Origin of the sequence: Sulfurimonas sp. (assembly GCF_029027405.1) — a bacterium.
Taxonomy (GTDB): Bacteria; Campylobacterota; Campylobacteria; order Campylobacterales; family Sulfurimonadaceae; genus Sulfurimonas.
The window spans coordinates 2,685,218-2,705,920 of record NZ_CP093396.1 but is presented as its reverse complement, the minus strand read 5'-3'; the positions used below and the strand labels follow the sequence as shown (position 1 = coordinate 2,705,920).

The 20,703-nt window shown below is 29.9% G+C and carries 16 protein-coding genes; 3 read left to right on the top strand and 13 right to left on the bottom strand.

Going from position 1 to position 20,703, the window contains the following annotated elements; genetic code table 11:
* Positions 1 to 8 precede the first annotated feature (8 nt).
* Both MOV42_RS13295 and MOV42_RS13290 read left to right on the top strand, forming a co-directional pair.
* Positions 9 to 878, top strand: a complete 870-nt coding sequence (locus tag MOV42_RS13295) for a TniB family NTP-binding protein (RefSeq protein WP_324171650.1) — start codon at positions 9 to 11, stop codon at positions 876 to 878.
* Between the two features lie 26 nt (positions 879 to 904).
* Positions 905 to 2,062: a TniQ family protein gene (locus MOV42_RS13290; RefSeq protein ID WP_324171649.1), complete on the top strand. Its 1,158-nt coding sequence runs from the start codon at positions 905 to 907 to the stop codon at positions 2,060 to 2,062.
* On the opposite strand, the gene MOV42_RS13285 is transcribed toward MOV42_RS13290, so the two are convergent.
* The 11 genes from MOV42_RS13285 to MOV42_RS13235 form a co-directional block, all read right to left on the bottom strand.
* Positions 2,063 to 3,427 (bottom strand): hypothetical protein, encoded by a 1,365-nt coding sequence (locus tag MOV42_RS13285; RefSeq protein WP_324171648.1) that lies wholly within the window; start codon positions 3,425 to 3,427, stop codon positions 2,063 to 2,065.
* Complete coding sequence (locus MOV42_RS13280; protein ID WP_324171647.1) at positions 3,411 to 6,287, bottom strand: sensor histidine kinase; 2,877 nt, start codon at positions 6,285 to 6,287, stop codon at positions 3,411 to 3,413. The genes MOV42_RS13285 and MOV42_RS13280 overlap by 17 nt, the downstream gene beginning before the upstream one ends.
* 43 nt (positions 6,288 to 6,330) lie before the next feature.
* Positions 6,331 to 7,824 carry a DNA cytosine methyltransferase gene (locus MOV42_RS13275; RefSeq protein WP_324171646.1) on the bottom strand — a complete coding sequence of 498 codons (1,494 nt, stop codon included), beginning with the start codon at positions 7,822 to 7,824 and terminating at the stop codon, positions 6,331 to 6,333.
* A gap of 1 nt (position 7,825) precedes the next feature.
* A complete protein-coding gene (locus tag MOV42_RS13270) occupies positions 7,826 to 9,019 on the bottom strand; it encodes a DNA cytosine methyltransferase (protein ID WP_324171645.1) in 1,194 nt (397 codons plus the stop codon).
* 489 nt (positions 9,020 to 9,508) lie between these two features.
* On the bottom strand, positions 9,509 to 9,652 hold the full coding sequence (locus tag MOV42_RS13265; protein WP_324171644.1) for a hypothetical protein: 144 nt from the start codon (positions 9,650 to 9,652) through the stop codon (positions 9,509 to 9,511).
* A complete protein-coding gene (tssD, locus tag MOV42_RS13260; protein WP_324171643.1) occupies positions 9,652 to 10,569 on the bottom strand; it encodes a type VI secretion system tube protein TssD in 918 nt (305 codons plus the stop codon). The genes MOV42_RS13265 and tssD overlap by 1 nt, the downstream gene beginning before the upstream one ends.
* A 42-nt stretch (positions 10,570 to 10,611) precedes the next feature.
* The gene (locus tag MOV42_RS13255) at positions 10,612 to 10,785 is read right to left on the bottom strand and encodes a hypothetical protein (protein ID WP_324171642.1); all 174 of its coding nucleotides are present in this window, start codon (positions 10,783 to 10,785) and stop codon (positions 10,612 to 10,614) included.
* A 1-nt stretch (position 10,786) separates the two neighbouring features.
* On the bottom strand, positions 10,787 to 11,206 hold the full coding sequence (locus tag MOV42_RS13250) for a hypothetical protein (protein WP_324171641.1): 420 nt from the start codon (positions 11,204 to 11,206) through the stop codon (positions 10,787 to 10,789).
* A gap of 59 nt (positions 11,207 to 11,265) precedes the next feature.
* The gene (locus MOV42_RS13245; protein ID WP_324171640.1) at positions 11,266 to 12,504 is read right to left on the bottom strand and encodes a hypothetical protein; all 1,239 of its coding nucleotides are present in this window, start codon (positions 12,502 to 12,504) and stop codon (positions 11,266 to 11,268) included.
* Between the two features lie 299 nt (positions 12,505 to 12,803).
* Complete coding sequence (locus tag MOV42_RS13240; protein WP_324171639.1) at positions 12,804 to 15,914, bottom strand: CusA/CzcA family heavy metal efflux RND transporter; 3,111 nt, start codon at positions 15,912 to 15,914, stop codon at positions 12,804 to 12,806.
* An 80-nt stretch (positions 15,915 to 15,994) separates the two neighbouring features.
* Complete coding sequence (locus tag MOV42_RS13235) at positions 15,995 to 16,426, bottom strand: GNAT family N-acetyltransferase (RefSeq protein ID WP_324171638.1); 432 nt, start codon at positions 16,424 to 16,426, stop codon at positions 15,995 to 15,997.
* A 364-nt stretch (positions 16,427 to 16,790) separates the two neighbouring features.
* Here MOV42_RS13235 and MOV42_RS13230 point away from each other — a divergent pair, with 364 nt between their 5' ends.
* Positions 16,791 to 18,368, top strand: a complete 1,578-nt coding sequence (locus tag MOV42_RS13230) for an autotransporter domain-containing protein (protein WP_324171637.1) — start codon at positions 16,791 to 16,793, stop codon at positions 18,366 to 18,368.
* Positions 18,369 to 18,515: 147 nt separating this feature from the next.
* On the opposite strand, the gene MOV42_RS13225 is transcribed toward MOV42_RS13230, so the two are convergent.
* Together MOV42_RS13225 and MOV42_RS13220 are read right to left on the bottom strand one after the other, a co-directional pair.
* The gene (locus MOV42_RS13225; RefSeq protein WP_324171636.1) at positions 18,516 to 19,511 is read right to left on the bottom strand and encodes an efflux RND transporter periplasmic adaptor subunit; all 996 of its coding nucleotides are present in this window, start codon (positions 19,509 to 19,511) and stop codon (positions 18,516 to 18,518) included.
* Complete coding sequence (locus tag MOV42_RS13220; RefSeq protein ID WP_324171635.1) at positions 19,508 to 20,701, bottom strand: TolC family protein; 1,194 nt, start codon at positions 20,699 to 20,701, stop codon at positions 19,508 to 19,510. The genes MOV42_RS13225 and MOV42_RS13220 overlap by 4 nt, the downstream gene beginning before the upstream one ends.
* Between the last annotated feature and the right edge of the window lie 2 nt (positions 20,702 to 20,703).

The window sequence follows — 20,703 nt, the reverse complement described above, 5'->3', positions numbered from 1 at the left end:
GGAAAAATATGTCCAATAGAAGATTAACAACTGAGACAAAGGAATACTTAGAAAAAAGTACAGAAGAGAGAATAGAGTACTGTAAGCGAGACTTATGGATTGGATATGGTGCGGCTATGACACTCATAGAGCTACTAGAAGATAAATTTAATGACCCGCCTCAAATGAGACACGAGGGTCTGCTTATATATGGTGATTCAAATAATGGAAAGACTGCTATTTTAAGAAAATTTTACGATATCCATAAAACTACACTTGATAAAGTAAATGAAGATGGTAACATAGTTTATGAGATACCCATAATATATTTTCAAGCACCTAGCAAACCAAATGAGAGTGATTTATACAGTTATATTTTAGATGAACTATGTGTACCTCATAAACCAACTGAAAAAGTTTTAGAAAAAGCCAGACTTGCTGAACACTATCTAGGTAAACTAAATACTAGGATGATTTTAATTGACGAGATACATAGTGCCTTAACCGGGAACCTAACAAAGCAGAGAACTTTTATAAATGATTTAAAGCAGCTTAGTAATAAATTATCTCTTACTATCGTTTTAGCTGGAACAAGAGAAGCTCACTCTGCTCTATCAATTGGAAGCGAGACAGATTCAAGATTTCCATCTATTGAGCTCCCACGATGGAGTAATGGCAAAAAGTTTAGATCATTTGTGGCTACCTATGAGACTTGCTTGCCTTTAAAAGAAGCCTCAAACATGGCTCAAACTCCTGAAATAATCAATGCGTTATATTATCAATCTGAAGGTTTGATAGGAAGAACTGTCAATCTACTAAAGAAAGCTTCTGTTAAAGCTATTAAATCAGGTCGTGAAAAAATTATTGTTGAAGACATAGAGTACTTGCCAACACTTTAAATGAGATGAATAAAAAATCTAACTATGTGAGAAATAAAGATTGGGTAAAAGATTATCCGGTTCACATAATTTTAAAACCTCAAAAGGATGAGCTATTAAGCTCATGGCTTACTAGAACTGCACTAGAACATGGACAGACACTCTCTTTATTTATATCATCATATATAAAGCATGATGGCACTGCACTTGCTCGAACAGACATTGACTTTAGATACGATGAAAAACTATTTAAACAACTCACTTTTAAAAGTGGACTAGACATAAAAACTATACGACATATGTCACTTAGAAGCGAAGAGGGATACTTATTTTCTTGTAATGATTGTCTTTATCCTCCACAACAAATAAGAAAGCTAGTAGATAAACGCACACATCATGGGTTAATGTTTTGTCCTAAATGCTTAGCTGAAGATAAAGTTCCATATTTTAGAAAGCAATGGCGATACAGATTCTACAACGCTTGTCCAAAACACAAAATATTTTTAGTTGATAGATGCGGAAAGTGCTATGAGAGAATAAGATTAACAAAAATAACATCAGAACAAAGCATCGTATACTGCAGTAGGTGTGGACGAGACTTAAGACTTACAAAGCCACATAAAATACCTATAAAATATTTCTATGGCTTAGAAGCTATAAATTGGTTTGAAGATGGGTTAGTGAATGGCTACTTTACAATTAATAGCAAAAAGGTCCTCTCTTTATGGGTATTTCAATCCTATACAAGACTACAATACTTGTTAGATAGGAGAAATAAACTTGTTTTAGATGGCTATCCTATGCAAGAAGATTATAAACAACTATGCAAAAAACTCAACCATTACAATTCGAAAAAGTGTGGACCTATCTATAAAGACTTCTTTTTGAGCTCAATGGTTTATCATCTATTTAAGAACTATCCTCATAATTTAGTGAAATTTACGAAAGATAATCACCTTACTCATAGAGATTTTTTACATGGGCTTAAAGAGGCTCCATTTTGGTATATTCAAATGATAGATAAACAAATACCAATGCATAATACTGTTGGAAGAGAAATAAGTGAATTTGAGGTTATTCAAGCTATTAGATATTTAAAAAACATTGGTACTAATATTACTCAAAAAAGTGTTGCTGGAATAATTGGGTGTCATTTTAGTATCCACAAAGGATTTGTGAGGATTTATAAAAGTATATGTAAATAATTATAAACTACTAACTCCAACCCTTGAGATATGATGTGCAATAGTATGCTGAATATCATTTACCAACTCTTTTCTTGCTCTAAAAAGTAAGGTAAAGTCATTTAATATTTCAGGATTAACTCCAAATATATGTCGTAAGCTAAGTACTAAAATATAGCTGATTTCATTATACACAAATGAAAATGGACTTTTATATAAATAGTCGGCATTTTTAATACACTTATTGTCAGATGGTACTAAATAACCAAAAATTAATCTTGATTTTCTAATTTTATCATTAGAATAGTCACAATAAGGTGTAAATTCTAATAAAATTGGTTTCATATTTTCTAATAATTTATCTTTTACTCTTACTTGGAATATATCAGATTCTTCACCACTATTTTTAGTCATACATGTATTTTTTTTACTATATTCAAAAATATCATCACTAAAGTAAGTATTATAATCTTCATACCCACATACTTTTTCTTTTAATTTATCACATAAGGAAAGATAACTAGTAAAACAAAAAATATTACCTGGATAAAGCTTTACATCGTCAGATGTTGGTATCTCAAAAAGAAGTTTACTATTTAAACTACTTATATTATCTTTATCTAATATTTTTAAATCTAGACCTTCTAATACATCATTATTTAATTGATTAGTTCCTTCATCGCTGCCTATGCTCTTTTCGATTGTATCTGACATTATGCTATTCATTGATGTCCATAAAGCTTTTTTCTTATCTAATATTGTAGGTTCTTCTTTCCCAGAGATTACTGATTTAATTGCTCCATTAATATAATCTCTAGTTCTATCTTCCGTATCAAAGAACAAGTTAAATACCTGCGATGTTGATTTTTGAGTATCACTTTCCCATTCCCTTAATAAAGTAAAATATTTTTCATCTTTTAGTTTTTCTTTTATAATTTCTATTAAATCATCAATAGTCTTTACTGGAGGGTTACCCTCTTTTTCTATATAATCATTTTTTTCAATATGAGTAATTTCTATAAATTTATAATTTTCATCTTCTCTTAATGCTCTAGTTAATTCAGTTTTATGTTCTACAATATCTTTTGACCATAAGATTAAAATAAATATTCCATTATCTTTTGATACATTGTTAATTATGGAACTAATTACAGGTTCTACTGCGATTGCGGAATTTGATTCTTTTTTTGTTCCTAATAATATATCTGCAAATATAAAGCGTACATTTGTTAGCTTATCAGCATCCGTTCGTTCATCTAATTCAGGATCTCCAAAATTTACATAAATACTTTGAATTAATAACTTATCAAGAGCATCTCTTAAATTTTTAATTTCTTTCGGATCATCATCAAATATAATTGTCTTTGTATTACTTACTAAGTTCATTTTTTACCTTTGGAAATTCTAGAGCAACAGTGGCTCCATTTATAAATTCATTTGGAAGTTTTAATATATCAGATTTATACTCTTTATTTGTAATTATTTTAAAAACACCACCATTTTGCTCCATTATTTGATCTACAAAATATAATCCTAATCCTTTACCCATACCTTCTTGTTTTGTTGTCTTAAATGGCAATTTTGCAGTATCATCGGATATAGCAAAACCAAGACCTGTATCAGATACTATTAACTCTATTGAATGTTCTTTTTCTATAATATCAACAAGAATCTTTGTGCTTTCTAATATTTTATAATTATACTTTAACCAGTATGCAGAATTATCAATTAAATTCATAATAGCATTGACAGTTAAATTATTTAAACATTTTGTAAATATATCTTTTTTATCATCAAATCTTATGACTAATTCTATATTGTGTTTTTTTAATCTTCTTCTAAAAAATACAATAGCTTTAATAAATAATTTAGTTAAGGAAATATTATCTATTTTATCATTATTCAATAAGGAGGAGATACTTTCTATTGATTTACTAAGATGCAATACAAGTTCATGAATTGATTCAAACTCTTTTTTGGCTGTTACTGTATTTTTTAGGCTATCTACCATTTTTTCAACTTCATGCATTACTAAACTATATGCCAGCCCCGCACCAGAACTTTTTAAGACAATATCTTTAACACTATTGTAGTTAACTTCAATTTTTTCTATAAGATTAATTACCTCAATTTTTCTATCTTCCTCTACTATATACTTATTTATTTTAGTTTTAGTTTTTTCAATAATTGCTAAGGTATCTTTTGTGCTATCTTTTTCTTTAGCATAGAGTCTTCTAAATTTATCTTTATCCTCATTTTTCAAGAAATTTACTTTATTAATAATATTGGCAGTAATATCTTTGAAATTATAATAAGTTTCATCTTCTATGAAACCTTCTCTGTTCGTCTTTTCCTTCAAGCCTTTACTACTTTTACCTTTTAAATTAATAGATGCAATAATATTTCTATTTGCTATTTTAGATGTAGGTGCATTTATTCTACTTGCATCCATTCCAAGCCAATCATTTCCTTCTTCTCCATAATCATAAATTCTCATTCCATCACGATAAACTCTTACCCCTCCATTTTGTCTGACAAAATCTTTTAAACCTTTTCTGTCAGAAATATCACTTAAGTCTAAAGTATCTTTATCAAAATCAAATATATACCCTTTTATTACAATTTCGCCTATCCCTTCAAATGGTATAAATTCAAATTTATCAATATCTTTCTTTTGTTTATCCTTATCAATCTCTCTTTTTAAAAATGGATTTATTTTAATGTAGTCATCTTCTTCAGAGACTTCTCTTATCACTGCCTTATCCATATATTTATATGGTTGAAATTTATACTTAAACTTTGTAATTTTACTTAGTTGCTCACCATTTTCATTTCTAAATCCATTTGCAGTACATTCAAAATACCATAAACCATACTGCTTGACTTTATCCAAAGATAATAGTCCTTCCTTCCAATCAGAAAGGTTAGTGTCTACATCAATATAAAAATCATCTTTTGTTTCAAAAGGAGAAGTTAGAGAAAAAGCAGAACGATATAACTCTCTAAAATCTTTTTTTGTCCATGCTTTTCGTAAATCCGTAATTCGTATATATGTTCCAATATCTTGATTTATAAAAAATGATGTTTTTTGTTCTTTTAACGTAATTAGCTTATCAGACAAATAATCATTATCATTAAAATCATTCCAATTAATTTTAAAACATACTTCATTTTTATCTTCCTTTTTACTAATAAGTTCTATATGGTTTCCTAACTTATGTACTCCAAATCTACCTATTCCTTTTTCTCCAATTGGTCTGCGATTACATGTACTATTAAAAGTTTTATCATTTTTAGAATCTTTATTATTAGTTCCTGGTTCCATCCATACATTATTAATTGTATCAATATCCATTCCAAAACCATCATCATAAATAATAATTTCACCTTTTGTTATATCGTCTATATCATTCATTATGACTTTTACTTTTTTAGCACAAGCATCATATGAATTTTTAATAATTTCAGATAAAGCAATTTTTTCATTACGAATTAATTGATCTCCTAATTGTAATAAAAGTCTAGCTTTAGGTTTAAAGTTTGCTTCAATTAGTTTATATCTTTGTTTACTACTTTTATTGTGTGCATTTGTAAGAAAAATAGACTCTGTAAAAATATCATTTAACATCGAGATTGATATCTCACTTTCTTCTTTATCTGTAATATTCTTTTCTGTAATCATACTCGTATATACCAATTCACTCACTGTACCATTATGAGTATCAATAATACAAAAATCATAACTAGTATTAAAAGTATAATGCTGTGTTAAAAATTTTGAATCTGTTCTAGTTTTTAAAGTAGAAGCTTTTTCTATTTTTATATTAGGTATATTACTTTGATTTAAATAGCTATCTAATTTTGTATCAGATAGTGAAATATATTCATTATTAATTTTATGCTTTTTAAAAATAAGTAAATTTGTGTGTAATATATTTATGTATAATTCAATGGGTTTTGCATCCTTAACAATTATATATAATTCAAGTATGTCACCTTCTTGTGTATTATTTTCATCAAAATATTTTTTAAGAGATCTTCCCGTAAATTTATCATTTGCTTCTTCTCTTTTAATTAAATCAATTTGTTGTAAATTATTTAATTTTGTAAAAATTACTGTACTTCCTTTAGAGATATAAGTGAAATACTTTCTCATATCCTTGTCAAGTAATATTTCAGTACCATTCTTACCACTAAGACCTAAATCAGTCTTTTTTAATATTTTTTGTAATTTTACTAATCTCATAATTCACCTACTAATAAATTATATAGATTTTATCTTAATATAGCTAAATAATGAATTTTTTAAATATTTTTGCAAATACTTGAGACATTAAAGGTGGAACGGCATTTCCTATTTGTCTGTAAGTATTTAAATATGATCCTAAGAATATATAGTTATCAGGAAATGATTGTATTCTAGCAGCCTCTCTTGGAGTTAACCCCCTAATTTGTTTTGGATGTATATGTGAATGACAATCCATTTTCATATGTGCAGTTATGGTCTTTGATGGATTCTTTTCTATAAGTTTAAAATATTTATCTTTAAAAATATGGTTTCTATTAGCATATGGCATAATATCACTTATTGTTTTACATGTAGAATTTTTACCCTCTTCTAATCTTTTATAAATTTCTTGATCATTGTGATTATTAAATCTTGCCTTATGATTAAAAACAAACTTATGAATAATATTATGATTAATAAGATTTATATACTCATTAGATTCTTTCTGGTAAAGGTTATAAGCAATTTTTTCACCAGAATATTCGCAATCTATTTCCGTAATATTTTTAATATTGGCACACTGCAATGGTTTAATGTATTCAAGAGTATCTTTTAATATATACCTTGGTTTATTTATTAATTCTTTCTCTATTTCACTTATGATCAAATCAGGTGTTAAATTATTTAATAGAGCATATTCTTTATTTATCCCAATATATAATAATCTTATTCGTTTTTGAGCAACAGAAAAATCACTCGAATCAAATAATTTATACTTTACATCATATCCAATATGATTAAAATCTTCTACTACTTGACCTCCAATTTTTTTCATTCCTCGAACATTTTCCATTAAAATGAATTTAGGTTTAATTTTCTCAACAGCTTTTATATAGTATTTATATAGAATATTTCTAGGATCATCAATAGCTCTTTGTTGATTAGCACTACTGAAAGATTGACATGGTGGACCACCTATAATGATATCAATATCTTTATCAATATCTTTATCAATGTTTTTTATAATATAACTTATATCCCCTTGAACTACCTTAGATGAATGTATTCCTGGATGATTTAATTTATATGTTTCTAGTGCAGTATAATCTATATCATTGGCCAGTTCTATTTGATAATTTTCTTGAACAAATCCTAAACTAAATCCTCCAGCCCCACAAAACAAATCTATAACTTTTGGCTTCATTACCTTTTGCTGTTTTTTTTGTTGTTGTTTCCTATATCGATTATAAAAATTGTTTAAAATAAATAATGTTTCTTTTTTATTTTTATGATAAAAAGATAAAGTTTTTAGTAAATCATTATATTCTAAGGGGATAATCTTTTGAAGTAAAACTAAGTCTTGTCTGTTTGATAATATGCCTATACTATTTAATTCTTTAAAGTAATATTCCTCAATAGGAATAATATTGTTAAAATCGATATTTGCATTAGTGCAATATTTTTTAATTAATTCATTTATAATATTTATTTTTTCTAAAAAGAACTTATTTTCAGATCTCTTAATAGAAATATTTTTTATATCTAAAAATAACATTTTATCTTAATTGGTTTAAATATTTTTTTAATACTTTAGCAATATATTTTGCCATTAAAGGAGGTACTGCATTTCCTATTTGCTTAAATTGTTGTGTTCTAGAACACGGAAATACAAAGTTGTCGGGGAATGATTGAATTCTTGCAGCTTCTCTTGCGGTAAAAGTTCTTTGTTGTTTATAATCTGGATGTATAAATTGATTTCCATCTTTATGTAAATGTGCAATAATTGTTTTTGATGGTTGCTCAAAATTTTGCACAACGTAACTATTATGAAATTTTCTTTTAGGTATATGAGTTAATTCCGGTTTTTGAATATATAGGTCTTTAAGTGTACATTTATTTTCACTCATATATTTATACCTTGCCTGATCTAATTCATTATGTGTTCTAGCTACATGATTATGTAATAATTTATCATCTTTATCATCTTTATTTCTTAATTGATTAATATAATAATTATTACTTTTGGAACTAAATTTTATAGTTTCTTTACCATCCCCTGGTAAAAGTTTTGGTAAGTCAGAAATTGCATCATTTACTGTTGTTTTTTTTAAAGTAGTTTTTAATTGATTTAAATCTTGATAAATATCTTCTACATTAATATTAATATCCTTTCTAACACCTATAATAATTACACGTTTTCTATCTTGAGGTATACCAAAATTAATAGCATTTAATACTAATTTATTTTTATTTTCAACTATATTATAATTTTGTTTCATATCTGTGAAAATTTTATCTATTAAAATATTTCCTTTTATTTTTGTTGATAAAATACCTTCTACATTTTCAAATACAAATAATTTAGGTTTATAATGATTTAAAATCTTCATATAGCTTTCATAAAGATAATTTCTAGGATCATTTTGCATACTATACTTATCTTTTGCCTTACCATGCGAAGAGAATGATTGACAAGGTGGTCCACCTATAATTACATCAACATGATTCCCTTCTATATGATTATCTAAAATATTTATAATATTTTTATCTGTCATATCAGTAGGTTGGATATTGTCTATTTCTTTATTTTTATAATTATAGAATTTCATTCTAGAACGTAAAGTGTCACAGGCATATTTATCAAATTCTATATGAGAAAGAGCATGAAAATCTTCTTGATAAAATCCTTCTGCAAAACCTCCTGCCCCTGCAAAAAGGTCAACAAAAGTAAATTTTTTTATTGTATTCAATATAATAAACCACCTACTGTAATAATTTTAATTTAACCTTAATTGAAATATTAAAACAAATGAATTATAACAGGTTGAAACTTAATGCTACCTGTATCAAAAGTCCTAATGTATTATTGTTAAAGAGTTGCTAAACTAGTTTATTAGAGTGGGATACAAAGATTAATACTTGGTCTAATATTTATCTCAATTATTTATTTATAATAAAAAAAATTTAAAGCTTGATTTTACCTAGTAATCCAGCCAACCATCTAATCATATCTTCATTAGTTAATTTTACATTTTTCTCATGATTTTAAACTTTACACCATTACTACCATCATACTTTTTTCTAATACCATCTATTGATAAGTTTTCATCTACATAATGATATAAGAATTTTTGAAAAGTTGATTTAAAGTAAAGTACTGGTGTCTAAGTAATCATTATCTCTTATAATTACTTCTTAAATATTGCATTGGGAAACTTCTCTCCTATACGTCTAAAGCCTTATTTTTTAAACTGTTGATATACATTGTCTATAAAAGTAAATAACCAACCTAAAAAAATACTAGCAATTAAGGTATATAACGCAGCAAGTGAAAAGACATGGTCTAGTACATATATACCAAAGTTAATTATATTATCAATCATTATTCACTTTCTCCATATTCTCTCAAATACATTTTATATAAATCCTTATAAACCTCTTCTACTACTGCATTACCCATAGAACCAAGAGCAACACCTGCTTCAAAATAGAAAGCATTTTGTAACATTGGAAAAACTGCCCGTGTTAGTGTACCTTGCATCGGTCCAAGTGACCTGAAGTTAAAACCTTTTCGCCTTAGACCTAAAAATTGGAACAAAGATAAAGAAGCAATTTTAAGTAGTGAACTTCTAGACTCTTTAAAGAAAATATGTCGTTGGTTTTTATTATACATATAATTTGAAAGTGCACTAGAACCAGCCAAGCCTACATTCACAACACCTCCACCAAGCTCGTACAAACCTGCATTTGTAGCTATAAAATTATCAACTGCATTACTAAAGATTCTATCTAAAAGAGGTTTATCGATTGCAACATGGGTATGATTCACCTTGCTTATAGATACAGTACTCGCAACGACATGTTCAAATGTTATTTCTTTATAAACAAAATAGATGGTCTCAATTAAATTATTCTCTATTGTGCTATTTGTATCAATATTCGCTATCAGAGCATCTCTAAGTGTAATAGTAAGATAGTGTTCATGTTTACCATTGTAAGCTGTTCTGTAAGCTTTCAATACTACTTCAGGTAATGTTTCACTTTTTGTAGTAGCATTAAAAAGCAAAGGGCTACTTTTATCAGTCATTTTAGTAATAACAAGAGGTTTACTTCTACCTTGTCCTAAAACTTTTCCACTTCCGGCATGTACTACATTTGAAGCTCCAAATCTAAATGATTTTACAAGTATTTCATTTTCATGATTATGCACATGGCAATTGCCAATTGATTCAGGGGTGGTTGCTCCATGGGAAATAAGACCTTGAGAACTACCTTTAATAGATATAAATATATTATTCACAGAGACTCCATTATATTTAAACATAATATATCTAAAAATAACTTATATTAGAATAAAGGAAAGTTTCATTTTACTAACTTTTTCTAAACTCTTTTTCTTAGTGATTACAACTTCATCACCTTGCTCTAAACCATAATCATTATAAAGCTTCTCCAAGGCTAAAGTCATTACGGTACTTGCAACATCATGAGAGCTATCTAAATACAATAGTATCAAATTAAATAACAATTTTTCCCAACAACCCAGCTAACCACCTAACCTTATCTTCATCAGCTAATTCTAAATCCCTCTCATGATTTTTAGTTTTAAACTTTATATTTAAATCATTTACATACATATTTTTAATATCATTTATAGCCATATCATCATCAATATAATGACTCAGAAATTTGCTAAATATATTATTATCAACTGTATCTTTAGCTACTATTACCCATGTGCTTGTAGCTGCAGTATTCTCAAGTTCCAACAATCCTACATAAAGCTCTTTATATTTAAATGTAGCAGTTATAAACTGTCTTTCTCTGCCATACATAATACACTTCTTGTTAGGATTTCCATTTTCACCATTCTTAACTACTTTCATCTTTTGAGCATCATATACAAAGAGTTCCTCTATGGCTTTTTGTGTGCGCATATACTCTATATACTGATTAAATTCATCAAAGTTATGTGTGTACTCTGTAGTACTAACTTTTATAGTTTCACTTCCTTTACTGGAAACTCTAGTTTTACGAATTTTTTTTCTCCATTGCCTGTGGCATCTGTTAAACTTTGATCAACTGCTTCGTTAGTTGTAGTTTCTTCAATTATTTTCAATTTTTGTAATGTTTCTTCATCAGTTATTTTTTCATTAGACATTTCTATACCAGATAAGCTACTACATTTCTTTTTACGATTTGTAGTAACAGTGTTATGCTTATATTTTTTATTAGCATGATTAGATTTTAAACGCTCAGATGTTTCAGATGGCACTTCTCTTGGTATAGTTGGTAACTTGTCTTTATCATCTATCTCTGCTATTATTTTATTGCTTTGTATGAAGGTAGTGAACTTAGTAAACCCTATATCTGAATCATCATCTAATATTTCATGTACATATTTATAATATCTGCCTTTATGGTCAAAATCGCTAACAGTGGAAGTAATCGAGAACATACCTTCTACTGGAAATTTTGCTTTTATTGGAACAGAGTCTATTGGTTCCACTAGCTCATTATTTTTTCGCCGTTTTATATTTTTATCTTTTTCATTTCGAATATATGCATTTATGTATGTGCCAATTTTATTAAAACTGTCTATTGCATCCTCTTGACACAAAAATCTATGTATAAAAGCAGCATCTTCTTCCGGTACATATCTTGGAATCACAATTGAAGCATCATGAGGGTTGCAAATAACTCCAAGATACAATTCTTCTAAATTAGATTTTAGTATAGCCTCTCTCAATACAGTTGAACGATAGTAATAATATATAGCTATAGCATAATGTGGAATAATTATATCTGTAGTCTTAGTCTTTATTACACAACAACTTACTTTTTGAGCTTCGTGCATATAAGTGTGCTTGTATCCTAGTAATTGCCCTATGAAGTCTTTATCTAAACAATCACCTAAGTTGGTATTGTACTGTGCTACACTGAGCCTTGTATCTATGTTATATGTTCGTTTATTTGTTTTAATATACTTGTTAGCCTGTTTATCTAACTTAGCATTTTTGTAAGCTTTATGTAGTTTAAAATGAGTAAAAAATATCTCTGGGGACATCAATGTAGTGAAGTGTTCTTTTGTTGTTAAATTTTTAACCGCAACCTCAAAATAACTATTCCCAATATCTTCATAATCAGGCTTTAAACTGATTGGCATTAAAAACATAAAAGTATCATCTGGATTATCTAACATAAACTCCGGAATGATTCTTTTAGGTTTAGCCATTTTAAATCATTCCGTTATCAAACTTTATTGTAGTCAATATCATACTTTACTAGCCATTATCGAACTTTACTGTCTCTTACATTACGTGTTAGAAGGTAGTAATAATAAAATTATAAATAAATTAAATATTAGATTAGATAAAGATACTAATACTATAAATAAGATAAAGCCCAAATTTTTAGCTGTGTTGTGGCATTCTACTTTCAAAGATATTTATAGTTCTACTCATCTCACACCATCAGGTAATAACTTAGAAATAAAACATATTATCTTAAATTTTGCCTGAATTATATAAATAATTACTCCTTCATCCCCCACTTAGCATAAATCTCAAAAAGTATAGGGATAATAACTAGACTTAAAACTGCTGAACTTACAACTCCACCGAGCATTGGTGCGGCGATTCTTTGCATTACTTCGCTTCCTACTCCGTGAGTGTACATGATAGGTAGTAGACCTGCTAAGATGGCGAAAACTGTCATTAGTTTTGGTCTTACTCTTTGAACTGCACCTTCGTATATCGCTGCATTTAACTCTGTAAGTCCAAACTTTTCTTTGTACTTTTCTTTCGCTTCATCTACCGCTTCTTGTAAGTAAACTATCATAACTATGGCGGTTTCGGCCGCAACTCCAAGAAGAGCTAGAAAACCAACTACCACGGCTATACTCATGTTGAAGTTGAGTATATCAATGTATAAAAGTCCACCTAAAAGAGCAAATGGCAGAGTAAAAAAGACTATAAAAGTTGGTACTAACTCTTTTAATGCAAAGTAGATAAGTATCAAGATTACTATTAAAACAGTTGGAACTATCCAGACTATCTTTTGCATTGCAGAGTCTAAATATTCACTTTGTCCTGCCCAGTCTATGTAGTAACCAGCTGGTAGTTTTATGGATTTTAGAAGCTCTACAGCTCCTTCTTTATACTCGGTTGCACTTATGCCAACATTTGGAGTTATATATATAAAAGTTACAGGAGATGCCATCTCACTTTTTATGACAGATGCACTTTCTCTGTAAGATACTTTTGCAAAGTTGCCAAGAGGAGTAAATCCTAAAGGAGTTTTTATCTGTAAATCTTTTATAGACTCTATGCTTCTTCTCTCATCTTCTTCAAATCTAAGAGCGATTGGATAGCGTTCGATGCCTTTATACATAGTAGATATTTTCATGCCACCAACACCAGATGCAACATAATCAAGTAAGTAGTTTTTTGTTATAGAGTATCTTGCTAATTCTTCTTCATCTATCTCAATATCCAGATAATATCCAGCACTTGCTTGGTCTGCAAAAACACTAAGAGTTTTGTCATAGGTTCTTAAAAGAGTCTCTATTTCTAAAGCATACTTTTGTAAGCCATCTGCATCTTTACCATAAAGCTTTATGCCAAGAGGAGTTCTTATACCACTTAGTAGCATGTCAATACGACCACGAATAGGGTAAGTCCAAGAGTTTATAAGACCTGGAACTTGAAGCGCGTCTTCTAACTCATTCATAAGTTTTTTATGAGTCATACCTTCACGCCACTCACTTTGAGGTTTAAAAGTAATGATAGTTTCTATCATCCCAAGTGGAGCAGGGTCAGTAGCAGAGTTAGCCCGTCCACCTTTACCAAAAACTATATCTACTTCGGGAAATGCTTTGATGATGGCATCTGTCTTTTGCGTAAGTATTTTACTTTGATCAACACTAATCCCATAAGGAGTAACAGGCATATACATTACACTTTGCTCATTTAAAGGAGGCATAAACTCCCACTTTAAACCTTTGTAAACTGGGTACATATAACCAAGTGAAACAAGTACGGCTACGATGATTATATATTTTATTTTAAGTCCATAAACGATTATAGGATGATAAAGCCATATAAAAAAACGATTTAGCGGATTTTTATTTTCATGTAAAATCTTTCCTTTTACAAAGAAAAGCATTAAAACAGGAACTAAAGTTATAGACAAAATTGCTCCTGCAGTCATAGCAAAGGTTTTTGTAAAAGCAAGAGGAGTAAATAAAAGTCCCTCTTGACCAGATAATGCAAAAATCGGCAAAAATGAAACTACAACAAGACTCAGTGCAAAAAAGATAGGACGACCTACAACTTTTGATGAACTCGCAATTGCTTCAAATCTCTCTTCTTTTGTTAACTCTGAGCCTTTTCTTTCTTCGAGTTTTACTATGGTTTTATGTGCATTTTCTATCATAACAATAGTGGCATCTACCATTGCTCCAATGGCAATAGCAATTCCCCCAAGACTCATAATATTTGAATCAATCCCAAAAAGTTTCATAAGTAAGAAAGTTGCTCCGATAGTAAGAGGTAAAACTATAAGAACAATAATTGAAGAGCGTAGATGCATTAAAAACAAAGCAATGATAATGATAACAATAACACTCTCTTCGATAAGCGTGAACTTTAATGTGTCTACAGCTTTTTCTATTAAGTCAGAACGGTTGTAAGTCTCAACAACTTCAACTCCGTTTATCTTTAGCTCTGACATCTTTTTTTCTATGCGTTTTATAGTAGAGTAAACATCTTCGCCATAACGAACCATGACTATACCGCCGACTACTTCACCTTGACCGTTTAAATCAGCCATACCGCGTCTCGCTGCTGGAACTAACTCAACTCTACCAATATCACCAATCGTTACAGGAGTTCCTGCTTTTGTTGTTACAACTAAAGAACGAATGTCATCTAAGTCTTTTAAGTAGCCTTTGGCTTGAACCATCCACTCATAACCGTTTTGTATTACGATTCGTCCGCCTGTATCGTTGTTGTTTTTTTTTAGAGTTTTTGCGATATCTTTAATGCTTAGGTTGTATCTAACAAGAGTATCATTTTTAACACTAACCTCATAAGTTGGAACAAAACCACCGATAGATGCTACTTCACTAACTCCATCTACACCTAAAAGAGCGTACTTGTAGTAGTAGTCTTGAAGAGTTCTAAGTTCACTTAAATTTTTAGTTTTTGAAACAAGAGCATACTCATAAACCCAACCAACACCACTTGCATCTGGACCTAAGTTTACTTCCATAGATGCAGGAAGCTGTGACTGTATAGATGCTAACTGTTCTAGGACTCTTGTTCTTGCCCAGTAAAGGTCAGTTCCTTCTTTAAATATAATGTATATAAGAGCATTTTCATAAGTAGAAAAACCTCGTACAGTTTCAATATTTGCAATTGCAAGAAACTGAGACACAAGCGGATATGTTCCTTGGTCTTCTATAATCTCAGGAGATTGTCCTGCCCAGTTTAGTTGAACTATAACTTGAGGAGGAGATAAATCTGGAATGGCATCTAAGGGAGTGTTTTTTACCGCCCAAAAAGAGCCAAAAGTAATAAACAGCGTTGCCATTAAGATAAGAAATTTGTTTTTTATGCTAAAGCTTATTATATTTTCAATCATCACATAACCTTTTATTGAGTAGTAAAATAATATCGATAGTTTGTGAGAGGTTTGTGTATTTTACATCTATCTGAGCAAGCTTATGCTTTTCTTGTGAACTTCCCAGCTATTGCTTGTTCTTTATTCTTAAATATAGCCATTGCTGTATTCATTCTATCAAATCCTAGTTTAGAATAAAATTCTTCTTTCCCTGGATTTGAATATAAGATTATTTTATTATGTCCTTTGGAAAATTCAATAAGTTTGTTAACAATATCTTTTCCAATACCTTTGCCTTGATAATCAGGGTGTATAGAAACATCGCAAATATATGAACAATCAACTCCATCCGCTAAAGTTCTACCTACACCAATAAGAGTTTTGTCTGCATAAACAAAACATTTAAACATACTGTTTGAAAATGCAATTTTTAAATCACTTGGTTTTTTATTTCCAAGTGGTGCTATCTTATATAAGTTTGATAATTCACTCCAATTGACATTGTCATTTTGATATATCCATTTTAAATTCAATTGTCTATCCCCTTTTTATTTTTAAATAGCTTACCCTGCTGGCTGTTAAAACTACTTCTTTAAATTTCTAAAATGATAGCTTAAAGCACTTTAAAAGTCGATTGGTAACTTATTTGTCTTCTCTGAGACTGTGAAAAAATTATCATTGTTCCATTTGTCAAGACTAGTAAAGCAAGTTTTGATTTGTGTTAAATATCTCAGGTTTAAGATAGAGTCCAAGTGCTTCATTTAGCACTGTGTTTACCAGTGAAATATCCATTGTTATTTTAGGTTTATCTGTGAAAATATGTTATAATTAAGAATAAGATAAAAAGAGACTATTGTCAAAGGTAAAGAATAAATGAAATTTAAAAGGAGGTTGGTTTTGTCCAAAAAATCATTTTTTATATTAATAGTATTTTTATTTTCTCCACTTATATTAAGTGGGATAGAAATGAAAGGTTTAGGAGATTTAGGAGGAAGTTTTAGTCAGGCAAGTGGAGTTAATTCAGATGGAAGTGTTGTTGTCGGAAATAGTAAATCTGCCAGCAATAATACTGAAGCTTTTCGTTGGACACAAGCAGGGGGAATGGTAGATTTAGGAGATTTAGGAGGAGGTCATAGTAAGGTTAAAGCAGTTAATTCAGATGGAAGTGTTGTTGTCGGAAATAGTAAATCTACCAACGATGCTACTGAAGCTTTTCGTTGGACACAAGCGGGAGGAATGGTAGGTTTAGGATATTTAGCAGGGGGAGTTTTTTTTAGTAAGGCAAATGCAGTTAATTCAGATGGAAGTGTTGTTGTCGGGGTTAGTAAATATACCAGTGGTCATGAAGCTTTTCGTTGGACACAAGAAACAGGAATGCAAAGCTTAACTAAATGGCTTCAAAAGAGTGGATATACCCTAAGCGGTTGGAGTAAGACTAGTGCAACTGGAGTAAGTGCTGATGGTAGAGTAATTGTAGGATATGGTACTTCTTCAAATGGTCGAGAGGCCTTTATAGCAAGAGGTGGAAGTGGTCTTCCTGATGGAGGTGGTCTTATTGGATTAAGTACATTAACTATGTCGCTTAGTAGTATAGCAAATGTAAATGTACAAGGAATGAGTATACTTAACACTACAATGCATGGAGCCCATGGACATCCAGGTTCAAATAGAGCCTCAGATGATAAATATACCATGTGGACAGCAGGTGACTTTGCATATAATGATAGATATGAAACTAAAGATAACTTTTACTTAGCAGAAGTAGGCTTCGGATATAGACAAAATGATTATGTAAGATATAGTATGTCTTATGGGCAAACAACGGGAGCTAGTAAACTACTTTATGAAGGGAAAAATAAAATAGATGGGTATTTTTTTGTAATTGAGGCAGATATAAGATTACCAATAGAATTACCAATATATACTACACTCTCTTATATGTACGGTAAAAATGATTTAGACATAAAAAGAGGATATGAAAATGCAGGTAGCCTAGACTACTCAGAAGCTAAAACCGATCAAAATATGCAAGCCTTCAGACTAAGAGTACAAGGGCAGTCAGAAAAAGATTATATTTATCCTTATGTTGAATATAACTATGCAAGTGTAACAACAGATGCATATACAGAAATAAATGGAGGATTTCCTGCCAGTTTTAATAAAAACAAAGAGAATACAAATGATATAAGAGTAGGATTTGATTCTAACTTTAAACTAAATGAAAAAAATAGAGTAATAACAAGCCTTGAAGGTATACACCGTATGGAAAAAGAATCAAATGGAATAAGTGGAACGGTGATAGGCTTTAGCTCATTTCATTTAGCAAAAGAAACATACAAACAAAATTGGATAAAAGCAACTGTAGGAATAGAGAGTACCTTTAATGTTGGAAAATTTACCTTAACATTGAATTCCACTTCAAAGAGTGCAGACCCTCAATACTGGGTAGGAGCTAATTACTCTTTGTTTTTTTAGATAATTATTTTTAGTGGTGAAAATGTTCTACCATCAAGAGTGTTTGCTGTGTTTGGTATCTTAAATTTTAAGCCAAATCCTTTTTTGGTTATGCAAGAAGTCTAATAATATAATGCATTTTTTCTAACGAATTACTATACACATCACTTAGTATAATCCATTTACTTGAGCATCACTATCCATCATAAATAGAGCATTGTTTACAACTTCATCACCCGCAATTAACTCACTTTTAACTATGTAAGTATTTGGATTTAGAACTTCTACCTTTATCTCTAAAGGCTCGTATTCTCCTTCATATTCACCAACAATAAAGACATAAAACTTGCCATTTTTTCTTATAACGGCAGTTGATGGAAGAGTTAAGTAGTTTTTTGAACTTTCTCTCATAATCGCTGTTATGTACATACCTGGTTTAAGCAAATTTTGTTTATTATCAAGTAAAAGTCTGAGAGTAAAACTTTCTTCTTTTGGGTCAAGCTCAGGATAAACACCTGCTTTTGTGGCTTTAAATGTTTGTTTTAGAGCAGGAGTTGATAAGGTGAAATCATCTATGTTTTTTACTAAAGCTAATTGGTTTTGATGTATTTTTAATTCAACCCAAATTTTATCAAGATTTACAATTTTAAAGAGAATTTCTTTAGCATTAAAAGCAGAATTATTGTTTATATATTTTTTAAATATATAGCCATTAGAAGGAGAGACAATAGTAGTAAAAGATGAGTTTTTAGTTTTTGTAGCAATTTGATTAATCTCGTTATTTGAAATGTTTAATAAAGTCAGTTTTACCCTTGCACTCTTTAGCATAGTTTTGTTTGGTCTAGTCTTTGTGTAGTTTATAGTATTTAAGTAATCATCCTTAGCTTTTAGGACTTCAGATGAGTAAACAAGTGCTAGCTTTTCGCCTTTTTTCACTTTTTTATATGTAGTGTTTGCGTATAGTTTTTCCACGAAACCACCAAATCTAGGAGTGACATCGTAAACTCTAGTTTCATCAATTTTTACAAAACCAAAACTTTTTATGCTTTTAGCATCTGAGATTAGTTTTACCTTTGTTGTTTGAACATTAAAAAGCTGTTCCACCGTTTTTTCTCTTGCATTTGCTTGTATTAAAAACATGCAGATAATTAGTAAATATTTCATTTCATTTCTCCCACAAGAGCATCTAGTGAGGCTGTAGCCTTATGAAAAGCTGTAACGGCTTGGATGCTTTGTTCATCAAGTTGTAATTTTTTTGCTAAAAGGTCTATATATATAAAAAGGTCCGAACCACTTTTTATAGCAGTGTTTGTTAAGTCAAACATGTGTTGGATTTGAGGTAAACTCTCTTTTTCTATGATGTTGTAAACTCTAAATGAGTCTTGAAGCTTGGCATAATATTTACCTATTTGTGAGTTAAGAGAGTTTTTAAAATCCACAGCTTCACTTGAAGATGCAAGAGATATTTTTCGAGATTCTTCTTCTTTTGAGTTTTGAGTTCCATAGATTGGCAAAGAAAAACCAACATTGATATTTATATAATCCTCAAAAGCTTCACGATGATAGTATCCCACTTGAACAAAAGGGTCAACATTACCGGATAACTCTTTGATTTTTATATCAGCATCTGCCTCTTTAACCTTTGCTTCTTTAACTTTGTAAGCATTATTTTCATTACTTGCATCTAAGTAGTGAGTTAATTTTTTTGGAGCGTTTACTTTCATTGGCATCTCTACGCTTTGTACATTCATAGCGCTTAGATAACTGATGTTTTTATACAAACCAACTTCTAAACTTTGAAGTTTACTTTTTTTTATTTTAAGTTGGGAGAGTGAAAGTTCAGCTGACATTATTCCCATATGAGCTTTCGTATCACTTGTACTATAAGAGGTATACAGCTCAATATTTTGACGAGTTAGTTTAATGTAGTCATTTGTAATTTTTAGTTGTTCTTTTACTTGCCAAATATCATATGCTGCAAGTTTTATAGATTTTATAAGAGTGACTTTTGCCTCTTCTAAGCTAAATGTTAATCTCTCTTTTTTAGCTTGTGCTTTTTTTGAAGATGCATCTCTTTTACCAAAGTATGGAATCTTTTGTTTAAAGTTTATAGCAGAGTATTGCATTCGTTCTAGTGAACGATTTGTTGGGTCGTTAAACTGAATATCGCTTATACTAAGAGAGAGTTCAGGATCTGCGAAATTTCTTGTTATTTCTAGCTCATTATCAACTGCACTTAGTCTGCTTTGCATAGCTTCTAGCGAAGTGTGAGTATTCGTAGCATTTGCGATAAGTGAAGATAGAGAAGCTGCACTTAAAAGTAGTGGAAAAAGTAGTAAGATGTAGGCTCTCATTT